Here is a 25,007-nt window from a genome sequence, read left to right as displayed (position 1 = left end):
GTATATTAAAGCAACACGCTAATGGAAACAAAAAAATAATGTTAGGTGATAAAACCAAGGAAATTATCCGCAAAGCATATAAAAACATAGGTGATAAACTTGAAAATTTTACGCCAAGAAAACAGCAAGCTTACCTTATCGCAGAAATTGCCAAAACTATTGCAGGTGAATATTCAAAAGACAGAAAACATATTGTTATTGAAGCCGGCACAGGTACAGGAAAGTCATTAGCGTATTGCCTAGGTGCTATTCCCTTAGCTATTTCCCGTCAAAAAAAGGTTGTGATCTCTACCGCAACGGTTGCCTTGCAAGAGCAGCTAGTTTTAAAAGACTTACCCTTTTTATTAGAAACATCAGGGTTAGCCTTTGAATATTGCTTAGTTAAAGGTCGTCAGCGTTATGTCTGTAAACATCGTTTAGCCCTTGCATGCAATACCGACAGTGATACCGCACAAGTTGCAATGTTTACTGAAAAACCTAAAGTTAGCGACATCAAACTGCTCAAACGGTTAAATGAAAAACTAAGCTCCGGTAAATGGCAAGGTGATAGAGATTCCTGGCCTACGCCTATTCCAAACCACATTTGGAAACATATACAAAGCGATAAGCACAGCTGTTTAAGACATTTAAGTGAGCACACTCACTGCCCATTTCATAAAGCACGCGAGCTGATGGATGTTGCCGATGTACTAGTGGTTAATCACAGCTTGTTGCTCGCTGATTTAGAGCTTGGCGGTGGTAAAATACTATCCGAACCAGAAGACAGTATATATATTATTGATGAAGCTCATCATTTGCCTGATATAACTCGCGATCATTCTTCCGCGATGGCTACGGTAAAAGGTGCGATTGAATGGTTAGCTAAAGTAGCAGTCACCAGTGATAAAATAGGTAAACTTTGTAAGAGTCAACGGGCAATATCTCCAGCATTAAAACTGGCAGACTTTACTCAGGAGCTCATTGCAGATTTACAAAAAGTAAACTCATTTTTAGATGCCAACCAACAAGTATATTTTGCCAAAGAAAAACAATATCGATTTGAAAATGGCATTATTCCGCAAAACTTGAAGAACTTAGCAGAAGATATTTCATCAACGGCTAAAAAAGCGTTAAGTGAAATAAATAAGCTTTACAATTTACTCATGGAAGAAGTAAAAGACGGCGAGGTACAAATGTATCTCGCAGAGCCATTACTGGCTGAATCAGGCTTTGAAATTCAACGTTTAGAAAACTTAGAAAAAATTTGGTATATGTATGCTAAAACAGATTCTGAAAAAGGCGCCCCACTTGCTCGCTGGTTAGAGAAAACATCGAGTAAAAAAGATGATTATTTAATTTCAGCATCACCTATTGAAGTCGGTTTTTTTCTTGAAGATAACTTATGGAGTAAATGTGAAGCTGCAGTGTTATGTTCTGCTACTATTTGTGCATTAAACTCCTTCGATCACTTTCGAAAACAATCGGGACTGGGAAATAACGACGGTACTCAGTACAAAAAGCTCGATTCACCGTTTAATTACCAAGAAAATGCAGTACTTAGTATTCCAAAAATGCAATATGAGCCAAACGTAAGTGATGAGTTTACCGAGGAGATCATCAAAAAGCTGCCAACATTATTAAGAGAAAAACAAGCCAACTTGGTACTGTTCTCATCATATTGGCAAATGGAAAAAGTTGCAGAAGCGTTGCGCAAGAAACCAAAATTTAAGGTGCAAGTACAAGGGGAAAACTCTCGTCAGGAAATAATTAAAACTCATAAAGAACTTTGTGATGAGGGTAAAACAAGCATTATTTTTGGTAGCCAAAGTTTCTCTGAAGGACTCGATTTACCCGGCAAATACCTAACCAATTTAATTATTACCAAGCTGCCCTTCTCAGTACCAACATCACCGGTAGATCAGGCACAAGCTGAATACGTTAAGCTTAAAGGTGGTAATCCATTTATGTTGTTGTCTGTGCCTGATGCATCTAAAAAGTTAATCCAGTCTTGTGGTCGTTTATTAAGAAATGAAAAAGACACTGGCATGATCACCATTTTAGACAGACGCCTGGTTTCAAAACGTTACGGCAAAGATTTACTTGATTCTTTGCCACCGTTTAATCGTAATATTGAGTACTAAAAAATATCAGGGCTATTCAATTCCGATGTATTTATGAACTTGTACAGATAAACGCCAGTTATTAGCAATACAGGTATCAATCGCGAGCTTGGTTGCTCGCTCTTTTTGACTTATTGGCTGCAGGTAAACCGGTGTATCGGTAATATTATGCAGGGTGAGCAATGCCTTTAAATCGTCAACGTGCTGCTCTGTACCCACAGGGTGCTTTATTTCATTGGCACGAACCATTGCTGATGACAATATTTCATAACCACCACGCATGTTTACTTTTGGCGACACTGTAACCCAACAGTTGTTTGACACTAAAATTTCAAATGTACCAGAGGTTTCTACCTGACAAGAATAACCATGCTGCTCAAACATTTCGCATAAGGGTTTAAGGTCAACCATACAAGGCTCACCACCAGTAATAACAATATGCTTGGCTTTAAAGCCTTTGCTGTGAATAATTCTTAGAATAGCGTCACAATCTAGATCGACCCACTCGTCAGTTTCTGCTGTTTTATGTAAAACCACATCACTTGAAACTTCACTGTCTAAATTTATCTCCCATGTATGCTTGGTATCGCACCAACTACAACCAACAGGACACCCCTGTAACCGCAAAAAAATAGACGGTTGTCCGGTGAATGACCCTTCTCCCTGGATAGTTTCAAACAATTCATTAATTTTATAGTGACTCATAGTAAATAATCTTTTGGATCTTTTAATTTTAAGTAATACCAATTAATTTAACTTGGTATAATATTGTTAATTATTCATAGTATAACTCAAGAGCAACAAGAAATGACTGAAAAAATGGCAGAAAACAGTGTTAATAAAGTAGTTGTGATCTACTCTGGCGGCATGGATTCTTTTACGGTTTTAAATCGAGCTTTAAAAGATGGTAAACACGTTTATGCCTTAACATTTGACTATGGGCAAAAGCATGTGAAAGAAATTGAATATGCAGCCAATGTTTGTAAAGAGCTAAATATTGAACACAAAGTAATTGATATTTCTGCAATTAATCAATTACTTGCCGGCTCATCACTTACCGACAACATTGACATACCTGAAGGCCACTATGAAGAAGACAGCATGAAGTCTACGGTTGTTCCTAATCGTAATATGATTTTATTATCTCTAGCTGTAGGTTATGCCGTTTCAGTAGAAGCAAGTCAAGTATATTATGGTGCTCACTCTGGCGATCACGCTATTTATCCTGACTGTCGCCCTGAATTCGTATTGAAAATGAATGACGTTTGTCAAATAGCAAACTACCAACCTGTAGAGATATTTAGCCCTTACTTGACCCAAACTAAAATAGATATCTTAACTGACGGTTTAGCGATGGGATTAGATTATGGCAAGTCTTGGACCTGTTATAACGGTCGAGAAAAAGCATGTGGTAAGTGTGGAGCTTGCCAAGAGCGCCTCGAAGCATTTGAGCTAAACAAAGTAGTTGACCCATTAGAGTACGAATAACCACACGCTTAATTTTAGTATAAAAAAAGCCACAAATGTGGCTTTTATTAACATATTATATTGAGCTTGTGCGCTGTAATCTTTAACGTTTTTCGTCTAAAGCTTGTTGAATATCATTCAGCTCTTCTGCAGTAAACTTACCTTTACTGATTAAATGTTTTATCGCCTTAGCATGGCTGCCTTGCAGGTCATCCGCTTTGACAAATACATGGTTTTTATCTTTTGGCATTTCTTTGTGTACAACTTTATGAATGACTTTGTCACTGTCATTATGATCCATTGCAATAACCATTACCCTTTTGTGTTCACCATCTTCACTCACCCACTCAATGTCTTCCGCGCCTGATTTAATCACCATTACGTTTTCACCATGGGCTTCATGTAACTTTGGCATATTTCCTAAAGACTCTAATATAAGCTGTTGATCTTCTTCTGGTAAATCTGAAATGGCTGATTTTAATTTACTCGGATCATGCAAAGCTTCTCTAGGTAAAGTATATTCTGAAGTTTCGCCATTTACGTTTATCGTTACTTGTGCGTTAACATCATCACTGGCAATAACTTCAATATTTCTGTGCAGTTCTTTTTCTGCAGCAAAGCTTGGTGCAACAGCTAGTGTAGATAGGCCGAATGCTAACGTTGTTGCTAAGAATGTTTTATTAAATGCTTTAAATTGTTTGTTCATGTATTACTCCGTTGTATTTATTATGATGACAATTGGTTAATTATTTAACTGCGAGTTTTGTCATTGCAATATCATGATTGCGAAATCCATACCAAGTTTATAACACAAGCCTAAACATAAGAAAACACACGGTATTAGCAGCCATTTAAATGCTACTTTGATTCTTTATTGAATAATTTTCATTGTTTAATGTACTTATATAAGTAACAAATATCCTGATATCAGGACTTTTGCTTTGAAAAGATAATTCACAAAATATTATGCCTAGATAACTCATTGTTTTAATGAGTTTATTTTTATATTAGCGATTGGCACATTTGTTGTTATATTAACACTATGCATTTATTATTTTATATTCTGATATGTCTTTAAAAACCTACTTATTTTCATTAATTGGATGCCTAATCCTGCTGTTAGCATTAAGCCAAATAGCACTGGTCAACTGGATGGCAAAAAACTTCAATGAAGAAGTTAATTTACAAGCAAAACATATGTCGCAACGTGTTATAGCAATGGCGGCAGAACGAATAGAGGTTGTGGTAGAGGATGAAGGTAACTCACAAGAAAACCTTCATAGAAACATTAAAATTATTCATCAAAACTCGAGTTCAGATACTGAACTGCACAATGATGAAGACGTTCACATTATTCGGGAAGTTAATAAAGAAGATGAAAAGATAAAGTTTATAACAAAAGCTGAAATTCAAAGCTCTTCTTTCGACAGCGTAGATGATAATAATGTAGAAAATCAACCGCACCAGGTTAGTAAAGCCGTGGTTTTAAAAGAGTTTAATGAAATAGTACAAGACTTACATAGAGAAAATTCAAATAAGGCGACCCATGTTAAACATTTAAACAAAGACTTTGTTTTTAACTTTAGCGATAGCAATACAAAAATAACATCATTAATGGAAGAAATACTATTAATGATCATCGTATCAGCAGCATTAGCATTATGTTTCGCGTACTGGTTAAGTCACCAATTTAACAAGCCATTACAAGCACTATCATTAGGGTTTAAAAAATTAGCGTCTGGTGACTATCATCATCATGTTGGTGAACAAGGGGTTACAGAGATCAGAGAAACCATTCAGCATTTTAATGCGACTAAAGAAAAACTAGAGGAATTTAGCAAAGCAGAGAAAAAACACCAACAAATTCAACAATTGGCCGAGCTTGGCGAAGTAAGCCAGGGCTTGGCCCACGCATTACGAAATCCTATTCATACAATAGGCCTTGCTATTGAACAGCTTAATGATGAGTCCATCACGGCTAAAACTCGAACAGAATTAATCAGTGCTGTAACAGCCAAAATTAAACATATGAATAAAACGATCAGCGCATTGCTACAACTTACCACGGCCGGCTTAACAAGAGATCAGCAAGTACCGATACATGCTGTGATACAAGATATCATTCTTGAATACAAAGCCAGCGATGACAAGCAACTAAACATCAGCTGTGAGGGTGATGAAAATCTAATAATTAAAGGTAGTGAATCTGAGATCCGCTCAATCCTGCATACGTTAATTATTAATGCGTGCGAAGCATCAACACTTAATGGAACCGTAAACATTAGCACTACGGCAGTAAATAACGCGGTAAAAGTAATTGTTGAAGATAACGGCGGCGGTGTTGAAGAAAATATAAAAGAAGACTTATTTAAACCTCACGTTACCAATAAAGCCGAAGGCTCTGGCATGGGACTATATATTGCTAACCGTCTGATTAATTTAAACTATAATGGAAAAATTAAATTAACTAATTCAAAAACAGGTTGCCTTGCCAGTGCAACATTTAGCAGCGGTGATGATAATGAATAATCAGGATGTGCTCATATTAGTCGTTGAAGATGAGCAACAGCAACGGGAATTAATTGTTAGTTTGCTCAGTGCGTCTAATTATCAAGTGATCAGTGCCGATTGTGTTGAACAAGCAATTCTATTACTAAAAGAGCAGCCTGTTGACCTAGTGTTTTCAGATTGGAAATTAGGCAAACTATCTGGGATTGATTTACTCAATTACGTTAGAAACAAGACAACGATAAAAGCAAGTGCCGAACACGGCTTTATTATTGCTACGGCTCATGGAACCATAAGCCATGCAGTAGAAGCACTTAAACAAGGTGCCGATGATTACATCGCTAAACCTTTTCAACGACAAGAACTGCTGCTTACTATCGAAAAGGCGCTTACAGCTAAATCACTGCGCTTACAGAATTTGAACTTAAACCAACAGCTTGGCGAACAAAACCAACTGATCGGTTTAGTTGGCAAAGCCCCATGCATGCAAAAGGTTTATCAACGGATCGAACGTGTATCGGCTACCAATGCAACAATCTTGATCCTTGGAGAAACAGGTACAGGAAAAGAACTCGCTGCAAGAGCTTTGCATCAGTCGTCTGACAGAAAAAATAAACCATTTATTGCCATTAACTGTGGTGCAATTACCGATTCATTAGCCGAATCAGAATTATTTGGTGCTGAAAAAGGTGCCTACACTGGCGCAAATACAACCAAAATAGGTAAATTTGAAGCTGCCAATCATGGCACGGTATTTTTAGATGAAGTTGGTGAGTTATCATTAAACACCCAAGTTAAGTTATTACGGTTTTTACAAGAAGGTACAATTACTCGAGTTGGAAGTAATAAAGAACTGACACTCGACGTAAGGGTAATTGCAGCAACACACCGGGATTTAGACCAAGAAGTAAAAACAGGCCAATTTAGAGAAGATCTTTTTTATCGTTTAAACATTGTTCCTATAAACATGCCTGCCTTACGAGATCGCAGTGAAGATATTGCCTCATTGTGCGAACACTTTTTATCGTTACACAGCAAACGCCACAACATAAACATTGCCAAACTATCTGCATCTGCCTATCGGTCGTTACTAGAGTATCACTGGCCAGGAAACGTAAGGGAATTATCCAATAGGCTTGAACGGTTTGTATTGTTAGATGATGAACAAGAATTGATCAGTGCATTGCATGTTCCAGATGGACAAAATTGTGACAATACGCCTGATTTTAGTTTTCCAGATGAGAGCTTTAGCTGGGACAGTTTTGAACAACAATGCTTAGCGAGTGCATTAAGCAAAAATCATGGAAATAGAACCAAAGCTGCTAAACATTTACAAATGTCGTACAAAGCATTTTTATACCGATTAGAAAAATACCAATTAAATAAATAACTTAGCTTTTTAAAATTAAAGCTCTATGTATAAATGCCCACAAGCCCCATAATTATTAGGCTAAAAGTGAATTTCTAGCCTAAACTTATCATATGTCTTAGTTATTTATAGGAGGACGTATGGGCTCTATTTGGGAACATCATGCTATTCATTTAGCCGATCTCATTAGTGCAAAAGACGAGTTACAAGCACACTTGTATTTAGAACAATTAATGTTATTTCCTGTTGATATCCAGGACAAAATCATTAATGAGATCTCCAGTTTACGTAAATGCAATACCGATGAGATTGCAGAAATAATTACGTTTTATAGTTCTAGAGTTTAACTATTTAAAACTGGTTACGTTTTTAGTTGTAAATTTCGTAGTTTCGATATTTCATCTCGACATGCAGCGGCTTTCTCAAACTCTAAATTGCGTGCATGATCAAACATTTCATTTTCAAGGCTGGCAACTTTTTTATCTATTTCTGTCGTAGTTAAAATATGTTGCTCTGCCGCTGGAGAAGCTACCTTCGAGTCCCCTTCTTTTAATCCACTACCTACACCCATAACATCTTGTATCTTCTTAACTAATCCTTTAGGAGTGATACCATTTTCTACATTATAGTTATGTTGTTTAGCACGACGACGTTCAGTTTCATCGATAGCTTTTTTCATCGATTTAGTAATTCTATCAGCGTATAAAATAGCCTTACCTTCTAAATTACGCGCCGCTCTGCCTATGGTTTGAATTAGTGAACGTTCTGAACGTAAAAAACCTTCTTTATCAGCATCTAAAATAGCCACTAAAGATACTTCGGGTAGATCTAGTCCCTCACGCAACAAGTTAATGCCGATTAACACATCAAACTTACCTAAGCGTAAATCACGTATGATTTCCATACGCTCAACCGTATCTACATCTGAATGTAAATAACGAGTGGCTACGCCATGTTCGGTCAAATATTCACTAAGATCTTCAGCCATCCTTTTCGTTAATGTCGTCGCGAGAACTCGTTCATTTTTAGCCACCCTAACATTTATTTCTGAGAGTAAATCATCAACTTGTGTTTCTACAGGTCGAACTTCAATTTCAGGATCCAATAAGCCGGTAGGCCTAACGACTTGTTCCGCTATTTCACCTGAAGACTTATCAATTTCATAATCACTTGGTGTAGCTGAAACATAGATTGTTTGTGGTGAAATAGCAGTAAATTCATCAAACTTCATCGGCCGGTTATCAAGCGCAGAAGGTAAACGAAAACCGTATTCAACAAGGTTCTGCTTACGTGAACGGTCACCTTTATACATAGCACCGATTTGAGGGACGGTTACATGCGACTCATCTAATATAAGTAAACCGTCATCTGGTAAATAATCAAACAAGGTTGGCGGCGCATCACCCGGCTCTCGCCCTGACAAATAACGGGAATAGTTTTCGATGCCAGAGCAATAGCCGAGCTCAGTCATCATCTCAATATCAAATTGAGTGCGCTGTACGATTCGCTGCTCTTCTACAAGGCGGTTATTTTCTTTTAATTGGGTAGCACGCTCTTTCAATTCAACTTTAATTTTATCAACTGCAGCGAGTATTTTTTCGCGTGGTGTGGCGTAATGAGTTTTTGGGTATATGGTGACTCTTGGTAATATACGCTCTACTTGACCGGTAAGTGGATCAAATTGGCTAATGCGCTCTACTTCTTCATCAAACAATTCAACACGAATAGCAATTCGGTCTGATTCAGCCGGAAATATATCAATCACATCGCCCCTGACACGATATGTAGCGCGCTGAAACGCAACATCATTGCGAGTGTATTGTAATTCAGCTAAACGCCTTAAAATGTCGCGCTGATTGATAATATCGCCCTGCCTGAGGTGCAACATCATTTTTAAATAAGAGTCTGGGTCACCTAAACCATAAATTGCAGAAACAGAGGCAATAATAACAACATCTCGTCGCTCTAATAGTGCCTTAGTGGCTGATAAACGCATTTGTTCAATATGCTCATTAATTGATGCGTCTTTTTCAATAAATGTATCGGTAGTTGGTACGTAGGCTTCTGGCTGGTAATAGTCATAGTACGATACAAAGTACTCAACCGCATTATGAGGGAAAAACTCTTTCATCTCACCATACAGCTGAGCGGCCAACGTTTTATTAGGCGCTAAAATCATTGTTGGGCGTTGTTGTTCTGCAATAACATTTGCAACAGTAAACGTTTTACCCGAGCCCGTAACTCCAAGTAGGGTTTGATGAGCTAAGCCAGAGTCTAAACCATCCATTAATTTAGCAATCGCAGTTGGTTGATCGCCGCTTGGCGTATAATCAGAAACTATTTGAAATTCTTTAGTCATGATTATGCTCCCGCTGAACTTAATGTTTCAGGATTCTTAAACTGCTTGTTAAATAAGTAATAAGAAACAACGGCCATAAATAAGTTCCCCAATAACGCACCAACAAAGAGCCCAGTTAAACCGAAAAATATACTGCCAACGTATGCTAGAGGGACATAAAATACAAACAAACGAATAATGCTCAATACTAATGCAACCATTGGTTTATGTAAGGCATTAAATGAAGAATTAGTTAAAATAACAATACCTTGTAAACCATATCCTAATGGCAGAATCCACATGAATAAAGTGATGATGTCTGCCACACTTTGTTCTTTTGCAAAAGCAGAGCTAATTAGAGGGGAAATTATAATAAGCACAACATAAATAACAATTTGCCACAATATGACAAATTTAGCCGAAGCATTAAACGCTTGCTCTACTCGTTCGATATTGCCAGCGCCAAAATTCTGACTGATAAATGGTGGTAATGTCATCGACATTGCCAGCACGACTAAACAAGCTATTGATTCAATGCGGGAACCTACACCGAACGCCGCTACAGCTGATTCACCATAACCAGCAACAATTGCTGTCATTACTGCTGCAGCAATAGGGGTAAGCATATTGGCCCCTGCAGCGGGTAGACCAATTTGCAGTATCTGCCCTGCTGATTGTTTTACCACAGACCATTCAGGTAAGGATAAATGTATGAGTTTACGTTGAAACGCAAGTACATAAGTAATAAACGCTAAGCCAAAGCCCCAAGAAATCACAGTAGCCAATGCAGCGCCTTGAATCCCCATAGCTGGTATAGGACCAAAACCAAAAATAAGTATTGGATCTAAAATCGCATTTATTAGACCGGCACTTCCCATTACAATACTGGGGGTATGGGTATCACCTGAAGCTCTTAAAACGGCATTGCCAATCATTGGACCAATTAAACCAACACTTCCTAAAAACCATAAATCCATATAATCATGAATAAGTTCTAATAGGTGATCTTCAGCGCCCAATAAAGTAAATATTTGATCAGAAAATACATAACCAAAAAAGGACAGGATCATAACAATGATTGATGTAATCAATAACGCAACTGTTGCCGCATTGCGTGCATCTTCTGTATTACCTTTACCTAACGTTTTCGCAATTACCGCTGAGGTACCAATACCTAGCCCTATTGATAAACTAATAACGGTAAACGTTATTGGAAAAGTAAAACTTATCGCCGCTAATGGTTGCGTGCCGAGCAAACTGACAAAAAATGTATCGACTAAGTTAAACGTCATTAACAACACCATGCCAAAGATCATCGGTATGGTCATATTTTTTAGTGTGCTATTGACTGGATCATTCAATAAATCTTGATTAGTCCGTTTATTTTTTTTTGTCATCGATAAAATAATACTTTGGAGAAATGGAAAGTTTATTATTGTAAAAGATAGTAACCGCACTAGCTATTAATTATTAGATTTATAGCTAATTAATCAGCATTTAACGTAAAACAAATAATTTATGCACATTCAGAACATAAAACATTCGATTGCTTATAAAACAGTCCGATAGATTCAATAATAACCAATTAGAACATAAGCCATTGTAAATTAACAAGTTTACAGGGCATCATTCAATGTGTTCTATTTATAAAAATCAATAGAAACAGCCCCGTACAAAATGTTTACACTTCAATGCACACAGTTATCCACAGAAACAGTGGATAACTTTTCAATGAAATCCTGATAATTGTTAAATTATTTTTAACAATCAACTTGTCTCTAGGCGGCTAATTCAGCGACAATTTGTATGCAAAACAAGCAAACGATACAACAATTGAAATTAATCTTATTTTTAGTGTTGACAGGCTCGATATAGAAATATAATATTCCGCCCCGTTAAGCAAGTTGCTTAACGACAATTCCTCAATAGCTCAGTTGGTAGAGCAACGGACTGTTAATCCGTTTGTCCCTGGTTCAAGTCCAGGTTGAGGAGCCATATTAAAAGTAATGGTTAGCGATAACGATTATTAAGATTTAGAAAGCATTCAAGTAAGACTTTTATAAATCAAAAAAGAACAATTCCTCAATAGCTCAGTTGGTAGAGCAACGGACTGTTAATCCGTTTGTCCCTGGTTCAAGTCCAGGTTGAGGAGCCATATTTGGTGATGATATACAGAAAGTTGCAAAGCAACGGACTGATTAATATAAAATCGCCGTTCCTCCCTGGTTCAAGTCCAGGTTGAGGAGCCATATTAAAAGTAGAAAATAATACTACTCTAAAAAATTATTCCTCAATAGCTCAGTTGGTAGAGCAACGGACTGTTAATCCGTTTGTCCCTGGTTCAAGTCCAGGTTGAGGAGCCACATTAAAGAAGGCCTGTACTAGAAATAGTTACAGGCCTTTTTGCTTTCTGAAGAAAAACTAGCTTAGTTGGTAGAGCAACGGACTGTACTATTTGTAAAGTCAGCGTTTGTCCCTGGTTCAAGTCTAATACAAAACTTAATTGCTACTTACTAATATGATTACATGTTTATATGATTGAGTTTTACTGTTTGCTAAATCAATAATCCTTACTTTATCTACGTCTACCTTGTACTTTCCAGGAGCATATCGAGATAAATATTTTGTCGTTTTGTAGGCTTGAAAAGAAGCTGCAAAGTTTGTTATATCTTGATTATTACAAATTAAATTTCTAGTTGTATCCTTTGGACCGTTACCGTCAAACCTACCCCATGCTTTTAATTTAAATAAGTCATCTTGAGCCGCAGCTATGCAAGTTTGTGTTCCTCGACTAGAATCTCCGGCTTTAAAAGTCACATTCCTTTCATTCGCTACTGATAGATAAGACCCAAAAGTGATCGTCACTGCAAACAGTGTTTTAATAAATGTTTTCATTTTATGATTCCCTATATTTTTACTAAATATGGATAGCAAAATACAAAACTAAATTTTACACCCTCAAACTGAAACCAGTATAGTAATTTAGAAATACAAAATATCCTGTAAATGAAATTATTACATGAGATTTTTAAAAAGTTTTTGACCATGTAATATAAAGTTTATTTTTATTTAGTCCTTTTATAATCAACAACTTAATTAGCAATTACCGCAGGAGCTTCTTATAACTGTTGGCTTTATTATATTTGAATCTTATTAGGTTAACCTTTTGCTCTGTTTTTATGGGAGGCGTATCTAAAAACTTTATGTAAATTTTGTAATTACGAATCAATGAAGATGAATAATTGAGAATGATTAGGATTTCAAATCTAGGTTAATGACCACATTAAAGAAGGCCTGTGCTAGAAATAGTTACAGGCCTTTTTGTTCATGGAAGAACTATATGCAGAAATGCCATGGATGGTTTATTTTCTGATTTGCTTTCTGAAGAAAAAAACTAGCTCAGTTGGTAGAGCAACGTGAGTGTTAAATAATTTTCATATCACTCTGAAGTGGTTGGATCAATTATCCTGCGCACTTGTTGAATACTGTTTGCTGGAAATCCGCCCTTATTAGCATGTTCCATAACGACATCTTCATTGGGTGCTATGTATACGCAGTATATTTTGTTATCAGTAACATAACTTTCCAACCATTGTATGCTCGTACCTATTTCATTGAGTACAGAACACGACTTTTGCGCTATTCCGGTAAAATCTTCACAGGATAACTGACCAACATCTGGTATTTCTCTTTCAATAATGTATTTTGGCATGACAAGCTCCTTGAAAAATCTATTTCATTATAGGTTACCCTGTCAATTTTGCTGTTTTATCATTTCTTTATAATGAAGGTATACCCCATACAAAATAACAATTACTCCTATTGTTGGGTTTAACCCTAAGCCATTTATTAATGCACCAGCTGAAGTCACTAAGTGGCCATATAGTGAGTAACCAACCTGCATACCCGGTTTGGCTTTGCCGGTAACTAATAACAGCGCGGCTACAACACTATATAAAAGAATAAATGCCCATAAAAAGTTAAAAAAGTTTGCCATAAATTCCTCATTTGATACCAACACACTGAACGATCGGGATAAAACCCTTATTTAATAATGCTAATAATAGAAGATGTTTAACGTTTTCACATTCATCTCATTCAAAGAACATAAACGGGGTCAGTTATGTTTGGCTTTAGTACTGATTAGGGTAAACTTAACCACCGATTGAATTAAGACTAGTATTGTATGAGCATACCAACAGGTAAATACCAACATTTTAAGGGCAATTTTTATCAGGTTTTACATATTGCCAAACATAGTGAAACTGAAGAGGAGTTTGTTGTTTATCACCCCTTATATGGTGATAGAAACGTATGGATAAGACCCCTCACCATGTTTAATGAAACCATTGAAAGAGATGGAAAAACGCTATTAAGGTTTACAAAGGTAGCAGATTAATTAGTGGCCTTAACTTGATGCCAAGACAAGTGTTTATCTTGTCTTGGCATTCGAATATCAGAAAATTAACTAGTGATTAATCGTTAGAATGTACTTACCAATATTTTTATTTTGGCTCATTAACTGGTGAGCTTGATCCGCTTCGCTCCAGTCAAACTCTTGTTCAATCACCGGCTTTACCGAATCATCACTTAACGCTTGTGAAAACTTTGCATTAAAATCAGCTACGAGCTTACTTTTATAGTTATCAGAACGACTTCTTAACGTAGTCGCATGAATATTAACTCGTTTAAGCAACATCTTGGCGACATCAACTTGTTCGCAAAATCGACCGCCCAACATTGCTAACATAACAATTTTTGAGTCTAAAGCGGCAACATCGATATTTCTAGATAAATAATCACCACCAACAACATCTAAAATCACATTAAAACCAGCTTTAAGGTGTTGTTTCTTCCATGCTACAAAGTCTTCATTTTTGTAGTTAATGATGTTATCTGCACCTAAAGCCTTACACGCTTGGGCTTTCTTCTCAGAGCTAACCGTAACAGTAACTTCAGCGCCTATCGCTTTGCATAATTGAATTGCAGCAGTACCTACCCCGCTCGCACCAGCATGAATGAGCACGTGTTCTTTGGGTTGTACATTAGCAATAGAGAATAAACTTTGAAAGGCAGTTAAATAAACTTCCGCGATGGCGGCACCTTGAGAATAATTAAGCTGTTCAGGCAACGAAATCATATGTGAGGCTTTAATTTTTACATACTCGCTATATCCGCCTCCGCCAACAAGGCCCAAGACCTTATCGCCTAAGTCAAACCCACTTACGTCATCGCCAAGTTTTGTAATTTCACCGCAAACTTCAAGACCTAAAATAGGTGACTCACCCGGTGGTGGTGGATACTTGCCAGCACGTTGTAATAAATCGGCACGATTAACACCCAGCGCATGCACTTTTATTAGGCATTCGTCATTGGTAATAGTCGGAGTTGGTGTTTGGTTAAATACTAGTTCTTGTTGTTCAGTTACGTCTATAAACTTCACTTGTCATCCTAATAAAAACAGGTTTAATTGCAAATACGCAATTTATCCAATAGAAAAATGATTAATATCTCGTGGGTGAGTTTGATCGACTGTAACATTTTCAACCTCTGCTTCATCTGGACCTTGATGTAACCAGTCGAGCATATGTTGAACATTATCTTCATCGCCACACACCATAACCTCTACACTACCATCTTCAAGATTATGTGCATAGCCACTTAGTGCATGATCTATGGCGATATTTTGGGCACTGGCTCTAAAATATACACCTTGTACAACACCAGTTACTTTCGCTATATAGCAAACTTTCATAGTTTATCCTTTGTTATTTTCGCCCGATCGAATAGCCGTAACCATGTAAGAACTCCAAACATACGAAAACCTGTATATTCAATGGTCATGGGTATATTGTTAACTGCGCCAGCTTTGTTTACAATCAGTGCTCTTTTTACCTTACATAAAGAATATAGTATGTCTGCACGAATAATGTTAAATCCTGCGCGAGAAAAATCACTTTTACGTCGTCATCCTTGGATTTTTTCCAAAGCAGTCAACAAAATTGTTGGAAAACCACTCCCCGGTGAAACCGTTGAAATTTTTGATAGTAAGGGTAACTGGCTTGCTAAAGGAGCATATTCACCAGACTCACAAATTAGAGTTCGAGTTTGGACGTTTAATCAACATGAAAACATTGATGATGAATTTTTTAGAACTCGATTTATCAATGCAGCAACACTAAGAGAAAGACCTATAGCCGATGGCGGCTTAAATGGCTTTCGTTTAATTGCTGGCGAATCAGATAACTTACCAGGTCTTACCATCGATGTGTATGACAACATATTAAGCTGTCAGTTATTAAGTGCTGGAGCAGATTATCATCGCCATACAATCTTTAGGATCTTAGCCGAGCTATATCCCACACACGCAATTTATGAACGCTCAGATGTTGATGTACGTAAAAAAGAAGGTTTAGAACTAAGCAAAGGTTGGATCAGCACACCGTTAGATTCTACTGAATGTGTCATTGAAGAGCATGGTATTAAGATCAAGGTTGATGTAGAGAAAGGCCATAAAACAGGTTTCTATCTTGATCAACGTGACTCACGTTTAGCTGCGGGACGATACGCGAAAGATAAAACTGTTTTAAATTGTTTTTCTTATACAGGCACATTTTCACTCCATTGTGCTAAAGCAGGTGCCAAAGAAGTGATAAACGTTGACGTATCTCAAACAGCGTTAGACCTTGCAAAGGAAAACCTTGAGTTAAACAATTTACAAGATAAAAACGTGCAGTTTGTAAAACAAGATGTATTTAAATTGCTTCGTCAATATCGTGAACAAGGTAAAAAGTTTGACATGATCATTCTTGATCCACCAAAATTTGCAGAATCGAAAGCGCAATTAAAAGGGGCATGTAGGGGTTATAAAGACATTAATATGTTGGCGATGCAACTGTTGAATAAAAACGGCTTACTGCTTACGTTTTCATGTTCAGGTTTGATGGACGCAGGTTTATTTCAGAAAATTGTTGCCGATGCAGCATTAGATGCAAAACGTGAAGGTAGAATAATTGAACGTTTACATCAAGCAGCAGACCACCCTATTTCGTTGAACTATCCAGAAGGCTATTACCTTAAAGGCTTAGTCTGCCAAATGGATTAACTCAAGAATTATTCGACGTCTATAATTTCAATGGCTAATAAGAACAAGTCTTTACTTTCTTGTTCGCAACGTAATACTTTACCCTTGCAATCAGTCAAGGGCGCTGATAGTTGTTCATCACATTCATTATGAAATTTAATTATCGTGCCTACCTCAACAGGGTGTTCTATTTCTAGAGCGATCCCTGTGGCACTAATGTCACGACAATTCACCATCACATCCATATTGGTTTCTTCATCAAGCAAGGTGATGGTGATTTGCTGATTAACCATAGTTCTAAACATTGAGCGACTTTCATCAAAATCTTGATCAAATTTGTGCATAGATACCTCTATAACTACTGCGACAACTTATTCAATACTAATTAACTATCTGATTATTCGATAAATTATAAAATTAGTACCATATTTCTTTAAATCTTTTATTTGTACAAAGATCTTAAAAAAACACAAAAATAAACACCCTACTTTTATAAGGACTTGTGACGCTGTTGTCAATTTTATCTCTAAAGTACTAATCAATATAATTTAAAATTCAGCAATTTTGTTCTTTATCCGTTTTAACGAAATAGGTAATGATGTCCCCAGATTTTGGGCAAATACAGAGACTCTGAATTCTTCTATCATCCACTTAATTTCAACTATATCGCTGTTTGTCGGTTTGTTTTTTGGTTGTTGCAATAACAAAGCGGTATAAAGCTCTTCTGCTTTTTGAACTTCAATCATTTTCAAACGATCTTGATTTGGGTCGATTGGAAGTTTCTCCATTCTGCGAAGAATACCTTTTAAATAGCGAACAATATTGTCCAACTTATCTACACCGCTTTTGCTGACAAAGCCTTTAAAAACAAGCGTTTCAAGTTGCTGCTTAATATCACCATGCGCTTGAATAATATTTAATCCAATATTACCTTTCATTTTTTTAGCGATGTCATGTCTTAATGATAGTATTTGTTCGAGTTTAATCGCGCTGGCAAGTACTTTATCAGCAATTTCGGCTCTCACTAAATCTCGGGCTTGATCAAATCCAGCTTGCTCGTACGGTAAATCGCCACTGTCTTTAATTAATTGCTGTGCACAGGCCTCAATACAGTCGTTCAATAGGTCTGAAATTTTACCAAAAGGATTAAAATACAGACCCAACTTAGCCTTATTAGGTAATTTAGCTTCCAGGTATTTTATTGGCGATGGGATATTAAGCAGCACTAAACGCGTTAACCCTTTAAGCATTGCTTGTTCGGCTAAACTTTTATGTTCAAATAACTCTATTGCAACATCTTTGTTTTTATCTACCAATGCAGGAAACGCTTGGATCACTAAATTAGCAACTTTTTTCTCATAGGCTTTGGGAATATCATTAAAATCCCATTGCTTAATATTTTCTCTCTCAATGCCCTTTTCGGCAACTGATTTAATCGACTCTTTTACCTTACCTTGTAACTGCTCTTTCAGTGCAGTTAAATCGCGCCCCTGTTTTAATAGCTTGCCTTTATTAGTTAGCACCTTAAAATTCATTTTAAGGTGTTCAGTAAGGCTGGAGAAGTCCCAACTATTTTCAGGTATACGCACACCCGTCATTCTTAATAGTTGCTTTTCAATAGCATCAACTAGGCTCCCCATACTAGGTGCTATCGTTTCAAAACATGCATTGGCATAATTTGGTGCAGGTACAAAGTTTTTACGTTGCTGTTTAGGCAGTGAGCGGATTAATGCGGTAATGAGTTCAAGTCTTAGCGCAGGTATCAACCATTCAAACCCAACATCTTCAATTTGATTTAATACCCCTACAGGAATATTTATACTGATCCCGTCATCATCCGCGCCTGGTTCAAAATTATATGTTAATGCTAAACTAATATTGCCCTGTTGCCAGACAACTGGATAATCTTTTGCGCTAATTGTTTGGCTTTGCTGTTTTAGTAACTGTTGTTTAGAAAAGTTTAATAATTCCGGTTGTTTAGCTTTAGTTTTCTTCCACCAGCTGAGGAAACTTATTTGCCCTACAACATCTTCAGGTATACGTTGTAAATAAAAATCGACCAACTCCTCTTCTTCCACTAAAAAGTCTTTACGACGCGCTTTATCTTCCAGATCTTCTATTGAAGCAACAAGTTTATTATTTTGTTGAAGAAACTTTTCATTAATACTGCAATCACCATTAACTAAAGCTTCACGAATAAAGATTTTACGACAGGTATCAGGTTCTATAGGGCTAAACGCTATTTTACGTTTAGGTACTATGACTAATCCATATAGGCTCACCTGTTCAAACGCTTGAACTTCACCACGCTTTTTCTCCCAGTGAGGTTCAGAGTGACTGCGTTTAAGTAGATGTGCCCCTAATGACTCTAGCCAAGCAGGATCAATTTTTGCGCACATACGGGCAAATAAACGACTTGTTTCAACAAGCTCTGTTGCCATTATCCATTTTGGTGTTTTCTTAGCTAAACCAGATCCTGGAAAAATATAAAACTTACTATTACGGGCGCCTTTATATTCTCGGTTTTCATCTAAATTGCCAATATGGCTCAATAGCCCCGAAAGAATCGCTTGGTGCAAAATATCATGCTTAGATTCATCTTCAGGGTCAAATTTTGGCCATGACCATTTGTTTTCATTAAAGGTTTGCTTTAACTGCGAAATAATATCCTGCCACTCTCTAATACGTAAATACGACAGATATTCTTTTTTACATAATTGTCTAAACTGGTTATTAGAAAGCTCTTGTTGTTTCTGCCTGATGTAATTAAATAAATTGAGTAAGCTAATATAATCAGACTCTTTATCTTTAAAACGGCTATGTGCTTGATCCGCAGCCTGCTGTTTTTCCATCGGTCGTTCTCGAGGGTCTTGAATACTCAAAGCGGCAACAATAATTGCAACTTGTTGCGAACAGCCCAGTTCTTTAGCACTGAGTAACATTTTAGCCAAACGTGGATCTATCGGAAATTTAGATAAACTTCGACCGGTATCGGTTAATAACGGTTTGACTGATTTAGCTGACTTAATGGCGGCTAATTCTTCCAACAAACGCATACCGTCATTTATATTTCGACTATCAGGCGCTTGCAGAAATGGAAACATGCCAATATCGCCAAGACCTAGCGCTAGCATTTGCAGTATTACCGTCGCTAAATTTGTTCGTAAAATCTCAGGATCTGTAAATTCTGCTCTAGATAAAAAGTCCTCTTCAGAATATAAACGGATACAAACACCGGCAGCAACACGACCACAACGCCCAGAGCGTTGATTGGCACTTGCTTGTGATATAGGCTCAATTGGTAAACGTTGGACCTTTGTACGGTAGCTGTATCTAGATATTCTTGCAGTTCCAGGGTCGATAACATAACGAATACCTGGGACAGTTAATGACGTTTCGGCAACGTTAGTCGCCAAAACAATATTACGTCCTCGATGGGGAGCAAATATTTTGTTTTGTTCAGCAACTGTTAATCTTGAAAATAACGGCAGTATTTGTGTATCTCTTAAATTTTCTTTTTCTAATGCGCTGGCAACGTCTCTAATTTCACGCTCACCGTTTAAAAACACTAAAATATCGCCCATAGGTAAATTATCTAATTGCCCTACCGCATCAATAATACCACTGATGTAATCGCCATCTTGTTCATCTAAAGGGCTGTAGTGAATATCTACCGGGTATGTTCTACCTGACACTTCAATAATAGGCGCATTATTGAAATGCTTAGAAAATTTCATCGGGTCAATCGTAGCTGAGGTGATAATAATCTTTAAGTCAGGACGCTTAGGAAGGATTTGTTTTAAATACCCTAATATAAAATCAATATTTAAGCTGCGTTCATGCGCTTCATCGATAATAATCGTGTCATACTGTCTTAGTAACCTATCGCGCTGCATCTCAGCCAACAAAATGCCATCGGTCATTAATTTTATATAAGTGTTTGATGATACTTGATCGGTAAATCTAACTTTATAACCAACCTGTTCACCTAATTTGCCATGCATTTCTTCAGCGATGCGGTTTGCCACAGTTCTTGCAGCAATTCGTCTTGGTTGTGTATGACCAATAAAACCTTCAATACCACGCCCTAGTTCCAAACATATCTTTGGTATTTGTGTGGTTTTACCTGAGCCAGTTTCACCAGCAATGATCACAACTTGATTGTCTTTAATCGCTTTGGTTATTTTATCTACACTCTGCGAAACAGGCAGTTGCTCTGGGTATGTTATTTTGGGGATAGCTTTTAATAAATGAACTTTATTAGTAATTGATTGATTTATGGCTTGCTCAATATTGGATAAAGCGTTTAACTTCTTTTGCTCATTTTTAATATGCTTCAGGCCATGCAGGCGTTTTTTTAGAATACCTCGATCACAATTACGCGTATTACGTAATTGTTGAAATAAAGAGTCTACTAAAGGTTTAAAATCTGATGGCTGTTCGGACAAAATTTTCTCATAACGTGTAACTTAAAAAACTGCGCCAATATTAACAGAAATTTAAAATGAAAAAAGCAGCGTAAACGCTGCTTTTTAGCAATTAAAATAATTTAACGATAATAGTTAAGTAATTTACTTTCTAACCAGTTTTAGTGGTTACATGAAATGAAGCCCTAATATGTGAATCCAAAGCAGCTAATACATCATTACGACATATGGTACCCAATAAATTTCCATCATCATCAGTTACAGGGTAGACCTTAGGTTTTGCTTGCATCATTGTTTGGGCCAGTTCAACAATACTGTCGTAAGGTTTCATTACCAGCACATCTTTTCTCATTAACTGATCTACGGAACTAACATGCTCACTGTAGTACCCAGTTTCAAGCATTTTTCCTAAAATATCTGACTCTGATAAAAAACCTACTAAATTTCCGTTTGTATCTAAAACAGGTCCCCCTAACTCATGAGTTTTAGTGATCATCTCACTGGCTTCTTCTATCGCCATATCAGGTGTAAAAGTAACAGGATGAGTATTTAAATAATCTCTTACTTGTAATGATTGCATTCGCGTTCCCCATTCTCTTTATTTTAGAATTCGCATTTAATCCGACAATACTTTTTGTTAAGCATTTAGATCATGTAATGCTTACCTTTAGATTAGCTTATATTTTATAAATACCTAATTTTATAAGATAAAACCTTCACTTTTTTTACTTTTACACATCAATTTGTAAATACCAAGCAAATTTTAGAAATTCTTCCCACAACAGATTGCAATACTATTTCACAAAAAGAGAATAATTACCCAAAATCGATTTACATATTTTGTAACATTTAAGCAAATAATACTCTTTTATATAAAAATGTAAGGTTTCTTAAGCTTTTTACACACACCCCACACAACTAACACCATAACCTCTTGATTGATAATGTTTCTTATAGATATAAAATAGATATTCATCATGTTTTCATCAGGTTTTTAATGTTAAATAATCCTTTAATTAATAGGTCAACGCAGACAAGTACGAATTAAAGCAGTTTTATAAACGATTCAACAAAAAGTGAATAATTTAAATATAAATACAAAACTGTAAATTAATTTAAAGAAAACGATTAACAGAACCAAATTAAAACATTGAGAAAAGGAAAACACATCATGAACACTACTAAACTAACATTAACTACTACCACTAGCGCATTAATTATTGCTTCATCACTATTACTGTCAAATGGAGCTCAAGCAGACAGCATGTCAAACTACATGGAAAATGCATTAATTGATGTATGTAAGGCGGCAAAATCTAATAATACTATCCGTTTTGACAATACTGTTGATGGCTACCGTTTAAAAACAAAAACAGTCGCTCTTAAAGTTGTATGTAATGGAGAAAACATTTCTGAGTTTGCAGCTAACCATGGAGCAAATAAAACAGCAGACCGTTTAAATAACGCTCTAGGTGATGTAAGTATTGAGGATGTTGCATTAAATGAATCAGATAAACTATATGTAAACTTTTAATCAATAAAAGCCACAATTAAACTCCCATTCTAATTAGTCATTAGTTTGGGAGTTTGTTTATTTTTGGCACTCACTATTTTGGCTCTATGTGAAAGAGCAAATGAAAAGTTTGGCTCTTGTGCTAATACATTTGAAAATAAGGTCATCGCTTCAGCATATTGGCCGTTAGCTTGATAAAATGAAGCTAAAATAGCTAACAGTTCTATGTTTTTAGGCTCTGACAACCTATTTTTTTCTATTAACACAATAGCTTGCTTAATATTTATTTCTTTATTTATTTTTTGATATAACGCTTTGACCAGCCAATAAATGCCTTTTTTATATTTAGCCTGTTCAGCTCGCTCTAGAAGCTGCTTTACTAGCTGAAGATGTTCAACAGAAGAGTAACCATCTTTATTTTTAAAATAGGCTAAAGCAAGCTCCATCATAATTTGTTTTTCATTTGGGTAAGAAACATGGGCGTTTTGTAAAATATTTATCGATAAATCTAAACTATCTTTCTCTTCGGTAAATCTCAACTCCCTCGCCTGATGAATAAGAATAGCCGCCTGTAAATTCCTTAAAGATAATTTTTTCAAATTTAAATTATCCTTATAAGCAACACTTATAAAGTAATCAATCGTTTTACTGATGTTGTTGACCAATTGATGCCACATTTTTTTATCACCGGCAAACGATTGACTCCACAACACATCACCAGAATTGCCGTCAACAAAATGTAAGTTCACGTGGTATTCATGTTCAAGCTCTTTAACTCCGCCATTAATGATAAAATCGACTTCGTTAACTATTTCTACAATGGACTCTGTCTGCATACTGATTTTAGCAAACTCGGAATTGCTTAACGTAGTGATTAACTGCTCAGATAAAACTCTAGCAACCATTTCGCTTGAAGATAGGTTATCTAATGCCTCAAAGTCATCTACTTTAATATAAATTTTGTCACTTTCTTGATGCGCTCGGTTATCAAATAAATTTACAGCTAAAACCGTAACTAACATTACTATTGCCGCTACGGCTATAATCAATGCCCACATGGGGTTAATAAGTTTATTTATCGTTGGTGCTATACCATTAGGCTCACTTTCAATTTCAAATGGAGGCAATACATGCGCCTCAATGTGATTTGAATATTCAAGAACGTAGCCATGTTTGGGGATAGTTTTAATAAAGCGGTGTACTTTGCCTGTATCATCTAGCTTCTTACGCAGAACTGATATTGCTCGAGTGATCACTTCATCGGAAGCAAATTTTGATTGCCATACTTTTTCAGTAAGCTCTTCCCTGGAAACAACACGGTTGGCATTTTGAATAAGATAAACTAACACCTCCATTATTTTAGGCTCTAAATGGATCAGTTCATCATTACGTTTTATCGTCGATTTTTCAGGATAAATAAACCATTCATCCAAAACAAACTCTTTGTCGGACTCCTTCACATACTATCCTTAGTATTTTAAGTAACCTACATCGCCAGAATCACTCTGAAATAAGCTAATTGCCTTGCTACGAATAGGTTACGACTAAATACGGGAAAATAAAAATCCCTAGAATAATTTTAGTGTTTGTACTGATATTTACCAATTTATTTCTGAAAAAAACCACATAAAAACATGAAAATTGTGATGTCTAATCTAGTGGATTATTTCAAACTACTGTTATTAAACATCTTTTATAAGTTTTTGCTGATAATCTTCACTGTTTATCGATAAATTATGGGATTGAATAAACTGTAACAAAGTATTTTCCTCTCTCGTTAAAGAGAAGATCGTGATGGTATTATCGTCTAGATTATATAGTTGACGACAAGCTTTATAATAAAAGCTGAGGATAATTAAGGCATCAATGTTTTTATCTGTAAAAGCTTTATTCTTTACAACTTTCAATTTTCGGTAAACCAAATTAATTTGTTGTTTCAACTGCCACACGTAAAGTACTTCTTTCATGAACTCGTGGGTTTTAAATCTATTGATAATACTTAATGACAATATTAAGGCCAAAGCAACGCCAGAAAAGTTGAACCAAAAATTATCCCCCGTTCCTCCAGGCTCTGCCCACAGAAAAATAAACAACTGCCCTAAAGCCAAGGCTAAAATCATAAAAGTAAAAATAAAGCCGGCAATAACTTTATTAAGGTGTTGACGATAACGTTTTTTATCAATATCTAATAATTTCATGGTA

The 25,007-nt window shown here is 36.3% G+C and carries 22 protein-coding genes and 3 tRNA genes; 11 read left to right on the top strand and 14 right to left on the bottom strand.

From position 1 onward, the window contains the following. Window positions 1–38: 38 nt before the first annotated feature. Window positions 39–2,120, top strand: a complete 2,082-nt coding sequence (dinG, locus tag RI845_RS08840) for an ATP-dependent DNA helicase DinG (protein WP_348389371.1) — start codon at window positions 39–41, stop codon at window positions 2,118–2,120. 12 nt (window positions 2,121–2,132) lie between these two features. On the opposite strand, the gene queE is transcribed toward dinG, so the two are convergent. Further along, on the bottom strand, window positions 2,133–2,804 hold the full coding sequence (gene queE / locus RI845_RS08835; protein WP_348389370.1) for a 7-carboxy-7-deazaguanine synthase QueE: 672 nt from the start codon (window positions 2,802–2,804) through the stop codon (window positions 2,133–2,135). Between the two features lie 102 nt (window positions 2,805–2,906). Between queE and queC the strand changes: the two genes are divergently transcribed. Next, window positions 2,907–3,587: a 7-cyano-7-deazaguanine synthase QueC gene (gene queC, locus RI845_RS08830; RefSeq protein WP_348389369.1), complete on the top strand. Its 681-nt coding sequence runs from the start codon at window positions 2,907–2,909 to the stop codon at window positions 3,585–3,587. 82 nt (window positions 3,588–3,669) lie between these two features. On the opposite strand, the gene RI845_RS08825 is transcribed toward queC, so the two are convergent. Further along, the gene (locus RI845_RS08825) at window positions 3,670–4,272 is read right to left on the bottom strand and encodes a hypothetical protein (protein ID WP_348389368.1); all 603 of its coding nucleotides are present in this window, start codon (window positions 4,270–4,272) and stop codon (window positions 3,670–3,672) included. Between the two features lie 446 nt (window positions 4,273–4,718). Between RI845_RS08825 and RI845_RS08820 the strand changes: the two genes are divergently transcribed. The 3 genes from RI845_RS08820 (at window position 4,719) to RI845_RS08810 (ending at window position 7,790) form a co-directional block, all read left to right on the top strand. Next, window positions 4,719–6,095, top strand: coding sequence for an ATP-binding protein (locus RI845_RS08820; RefSeq protein ID WP_348389367.1), 1,377 nt, complete (start codon window positions 4,719–4,721; stop codon window positions 6,093–6,095). After that, window positions 6,088–7,464, top strand: coding sequence for a sigma-54-dependent transcriptional regulator (locus RI845_RS08815; RefSeq protein ID WP_348389366.1), 1,377 nt, complete (start codon window positions 6,088–6,090; stop codon window positions 7,462–7,464). Before RI845_RS08820 ends, RI845_RS08815 begins: the two co-directional genes overlap by 8 nt. 119 nt (window positions 7,465–7,583) lie before the next feature. Next, window positions 7,584–7,790, top strand: a complete 207-nt coding sequence (locus RI845_RS08810) for a hypothetical protein (RefSeq protein WP_348389365.1) — start codon at window positions 7,584–7,586, stop codon at window positions 7,788–7,790. A gap of 14 nt (window positions 7,791–7,804) precedes the next feature. On the opposite strand, the gene uvrB is transcribed toward RI845_RS08810, so the two are convergent. Together uvrB and RI845_RS08800 are read right to left on the bottom strand one after the other, a co-directional pair. After that, a complete protein-coding gene (gene uvrB / locus RI845_RS08805) occupies window positions 7,805–9,802 on the bottom strand; it encodes an excinuclease ABC subunit UvrB (RefSeq protein WP_348389364.1) in 1,998 nt (665 codons plus the stop codon). Window positions 9,803–9,804: 2 nt separating this feature from the next. Beyond that, entirely contained in the window at window positions 9,805–11,178 is a 1,374-nt protein-coding gene (locus RI845_RS08800; protein WP_348389363.1) for an MATE family efflux transporter, read from the bottom strand. 522 nt (window positions 11,179–11,700) lie between these two features. On the opposite strand from RI845_RS08800, the gene RI845_RS08795 reads away from it, so the two are divergent. The 3 genes from RI845_RS08795 (at window position 11,701) to RI845_RS08785 (ending at window position 12,144) form a co-directional block, all read left to right on the top strand. Next, a tRNA-Asn gene (locus RI845_RS08795) sits at window positions 11,701–11,776 on the top strand. Window positions 11,777–11,860: 84 nt separating this feature from the next. Beyond that, window positions 11,861–11,936: transfer RNA gene (locus RI845_RS08790), tRNA-Asn, on the top strand. Window positions 11,937–12,068: 132 nt separating this feature from the next. Next, window positions 12,069–12,144 (top strand) — tRNA-Asn (locus tag RI845_RS08785). Between the two features lie 136 nt (window positions 12,145–12,280). Here RI845_RS08785 and RI845_RS08780 read toward each other — a convergent pair. The 3 genes from RI845_RS08780 to RI845_RS08770 all read right to left on the bottom strand — a co-directional run bounded on the left by RI845_RS08780 (window position 12,281) and on the right by RI845_RS08770 (window position 13,778). Further along, a complete protein-coding gene (locus tag RI845_RS08780; RefSeq protein ID WP_348389362.1) occupies window positions 12,281–12,676 on the bottom strand; it encodes a hypothetical protein in 396 nt (131 codons plus the stop codon). A gap of 544 nt (window positions 12,677–13,220) precedes the next feature. Beyond that, a complete protein-coding gene (locus RI845_RS08775; RefSeq protein WP_348389361.1) occupies window positions 13,221–13,493 on the bottom strand; it encodes a DUF4242 domain-containing protein in 273 nt (90 codons plus the stop codon). A gap of 42 nt (window positions 13,494–13,535) precedes the next feature. After that, window positions 13,536–13,778 (bottom strand): hypothetical protein, encoded by a 243-nt coding sequence (locus RI845_RS08770; RefSeq protein ID WP_348389360.1) that lies wholly within the window; start codon window positions 13,776–13,778, stop codon window positions 13,536–13,538. A gap of 189 nt (window positions 13,779–13,967) precedes the next feature. On the opposite strand from RI845_RS08770, the gene RI845_RS08765 reads away from it, so the two are divergent. Beyond that, entirely contained in the window at window positions 13,968–14,180 is a 213-nt protein-coding gene (locus RI845_RS08765; RefSeq protein WP_348389359.1) for a DUF1653 domain-containing protein, read from the top strand. A 69-nt stretch (window positions 14,181–14,249) separates the two neighbouring features. Here RI845_RS08765 and RI845_RS08760 read toward each other — a convergent pair whose 3' ends face one another. Continuing rightward, window positions 14,250–15,224, bottom strand: a complete 975-nt coding sequence (locus RI845_RS08760; protein ID WP_348389358.1) for an NAD(P)H-quinone oxidoreductase — start codon at window positions 15,222–15,224, stop codon at window positions 14,250–14,252. Between the two features lie 42 nt (window positions 15,225–15,266). Beyond that, window positions 15,267–15,536: an acylphosphatase gene (locus RI845_RS08755; protein ID WP_348389357.1), complete on the bottom strand. Its 270-nt coding sequence runs from the start codon at window positions 15,534–15,536 to the stop codon at window positions 15,267–15,269. A 159-nt stretch (window positions 15,537–15,695) separates the two neighbouring features. Here RI845_RS08755 and RI845_RS08750 point away from each other — a divergent pair, with 159 nt between their 5' ends. Next, the gene (locus tag RI845_RS08750) at window positions 15,696–16,886 is read left to right on the top strand and encodes a class I SAM-dependent rRNA methyltransferase (RefSeq protein ID WP_348389356.1); all 1,191 of its coding nucleotides are present in this window, start codon (window positions 15,696–15,698) and stop codon (window positions 16,884–16,886) included. An 8-nt stretch (window positions 16,887–16,894) separates the two neighbouring features. Here the strand turns inward: RI845_RS08750 and RI845_RS08745 are convergent, their stop codons facing one another. The 3 genes from RI845_RS08745 to RI845_RS08735 all read right to left on the bottom strand — a co-directional run bounded on the left by RI845_RS08745 (window position 16,895) and on the right by RI845_RS08735 (window position 21,872). After that, on the bottom strand, window positions 16,895–17,209 hold the full coding sequence (locus RI845_RS08745) for a PilZ domain-containing protein (RefSeq protein WP_348389355.1): 315 nt from the start codon (window positions 17,207–17,209) through the stop codon (window positions 16,895–16,897). A gap of 204 nt (window positions 17,210–17,413) precedes the next feature. Continuing rightward, window positions 17,414–21,313: an ATP-dependent RNA helicase HrpA gene (gene hrpA / locus RI845_RS08740; protein WP_348389354.1), complete on the bottom strand. Its 3,900-nt coding sequence runs from the start codon at window positions 21,311–21,313 to the stop codon at window positions 17,414–17,416. Window positions 21,314–21,443: 130 nt separating this feature from the next. Then, window positions 21,444–21,872 carry a CBS domain-containing protein gene (locus RI845_RS08735; RefSeq protein ID WP_348389353.1) on the bottom strand — a complete coding sequence of 143 codons (429 nt, stop codon included), beginning with the start codon at window positions 21,870–21,872 and terminating at the stop codon, window positions 21,444–21,446. Between the two features lie 591 nt (window positions 21,873–22,463). Here RI845_RS08735 and RI845_RS08730 point away from each other — a divergent pair. After that, entirely contained in the window at window positions 22,464–22,826 is a 363-nt protein-coding gene (locus tag RI845_RS08730; RefSeq protein ID WP_348389352.1) for a DUF3718 domain-containing protein, read from the top strand. Between the two features lie 29 nt (window positions 22,827–22,855). Here RI845_RS08730 and RI845_RS08725 read toward each other — a convergent pair whose 3' ends face one another. Next, on the bottom strand, window positions 22,856–24,265 hold the full coding sequence (locus RI845_RS08725; protein ID WP_348389351.1) for a FlgO family outer membrane protein: 1,410 nt from the start codon (window positions 24,263–24,265) through the stop codon (window positions 22,856–22,858). Window positions 24,266–24,487: 222 nt separating this feature from the next. Next, window positions 24,488–25,003, bottom strand: a complete 516-nt coding sequence (locus RI845_RS08720) for a DUF3087 family protein (RefSeq protein ID WP_348389350.1) — start codon at window positions 25,001–25,003, stop codon at window positions 24,488–24,490. Window positions 25,004–25,007 lie beyond the last annotated feature (4 nt).

This window comes from Thalassotalea nanhaiensis, assembly GCF_031583575.1.
GTDB classification, from domain to species: Bacteria; Pseudomonadota; Gammaproteobacteria; order Enterobacterales; family Alteromonadaceae; genus Thalassotalea_A; species Thalassotalea_A nanhaiensis.
Note: the sequence above shows the minus strand (reverse complement) of the source record. Positions and strands in the feature narration are given on the sequence as shown.

Excerpts from the sequence above, each read along its gene's own strand:
- RI845_RS08825 (WP_348389368.1), bottom strand. The coding sequence starts at position 4,272 with ATGAACAAACAATTTAAAGCATTTAATAAAACATTCTTAGCAACAACG.
- queE (WP_348389370.1), bottom strand. The coding sequence starts at position 2,804 with ATGAGTCACTATAAAATTAATGAATTGTTTGAAACTATCCAGGGAGAA.
- RI845_RS08800 (WP_348389363.1), bottom strand. The coding sequence starts at position 11,178 with ATGACAAAAAAAAATAAACGGACTAATCAAGATTTATTGAATGATCCA.
- RI845_RS08745 (WP_348389355.1), bottom strand. The coding sequence starts at position 17,209 with ATGCACAAATTTGATCAAGATTTTGATGAAAGTCGCTCAATGTTTAGA.
- queC (WP_348389369.1), top strand. The coding sequence starts at position 2,907 with ATGACTGAAAAAATGGCAGAAAACAGTGTTAATAAAGTAGTTGTGATC.
- RI845_RS08720 (WP_348389350.1), bottom strand. The coding sequence starts at position 25,003 with ATGAAATTATTAGATATTGATAAAAAACGTTATCGTCAACACCTTAAT.
- RI845_RS08815 (WP_348389366.1), top strand. The coding sequence starts at position 6,088 with ATGAATAATCAGGATGTGCTCATATTAGTCGTTGAAGATGAGCAACAG.
- RI845_RS08810 (WP_348389365.1), top strand. The coding sequence starts at position 7,584 with ATGGGCTCTATTTGGGAACATCATGCTATTCATTTAGCCGATCTCATT.
- dinG (WP_348389371.1), top strand. The coding sequence starts at position 39 with ATGTTAGGTGATAAAACCAAGGAAATTATCCGCAAAGCATATAAAAAC.
- uvrB (WP_348389364.1), bottom strand. The coding sequence starts at position 9,802 with ATGACTAAAGAATTTCAAATAGTTTCTGATTATACGCCAAGCGGCGAT.
- RI845_RS08735 (WP_348389353.1), bottom strand. The coding sequence starts at position 21,872 with ATGCAATCATTACAAGTAAGAGATTATTTAAATACTCATCCTGTTACT.
- RI845_RS08775 (WP_348389361.1), bottom strand. The coding sequence starts at position 13,493 with ATGCCAAAATACATTATTGAAAGAGAAATACCAGATGTTGGTCAGTTA.
- RI845_RS08780 (WP_348389362.1), bottom strand. The coding sequence starts at position 12,676 with ATGAAAACATTTATTAAAACACTGTTTGCAGTGACGATCACTTTTGGG.
- RI845_RS08730 (WP_348389352.1), top strand. The coding sequence starts at position 22,464 with ATGAACACTACTAAACTAACATTAACTACTACCACTAGCGCATTAATT.
- RI845_RS08755 (WP_348389357.1), bottom strand. The coding sequence starts at position 15,536 with ATGAAAGTTTGCTATATAGCGAAAGTAACTGGTGTTGTACAAGGTGTA.
- RI845_RS08750 (WP_348389356.1), top strand. The coding sequence starts at position 15,696 with ATGTCTGCACGAATAATGTTAAATCCTGCGCGAGAAAAATCACTTTTA.
- RI845_RS08820 (WP_348389367.1), top strand. The coding sequence starts at position 4,719 with ATGGCAAAAAACTTCAATGAAGAAGTTAATTTACAAGCAAAACATATG.
- RI845_RS08770 (WP_348389360.1), bottom strand. The coding sequence starts at position 13,778 with ATGGCAAACTTTTTTAACTTTTTATGGGCATTTATTCTTTTATATAGT.
- RI845_RS08765 (WP_348389359.1), top strand. The coding sequence starts at position 13,968 with ATGAGCATACCAACAGGTAAATACCAACATTTTAAGGGCAATTTTTAT.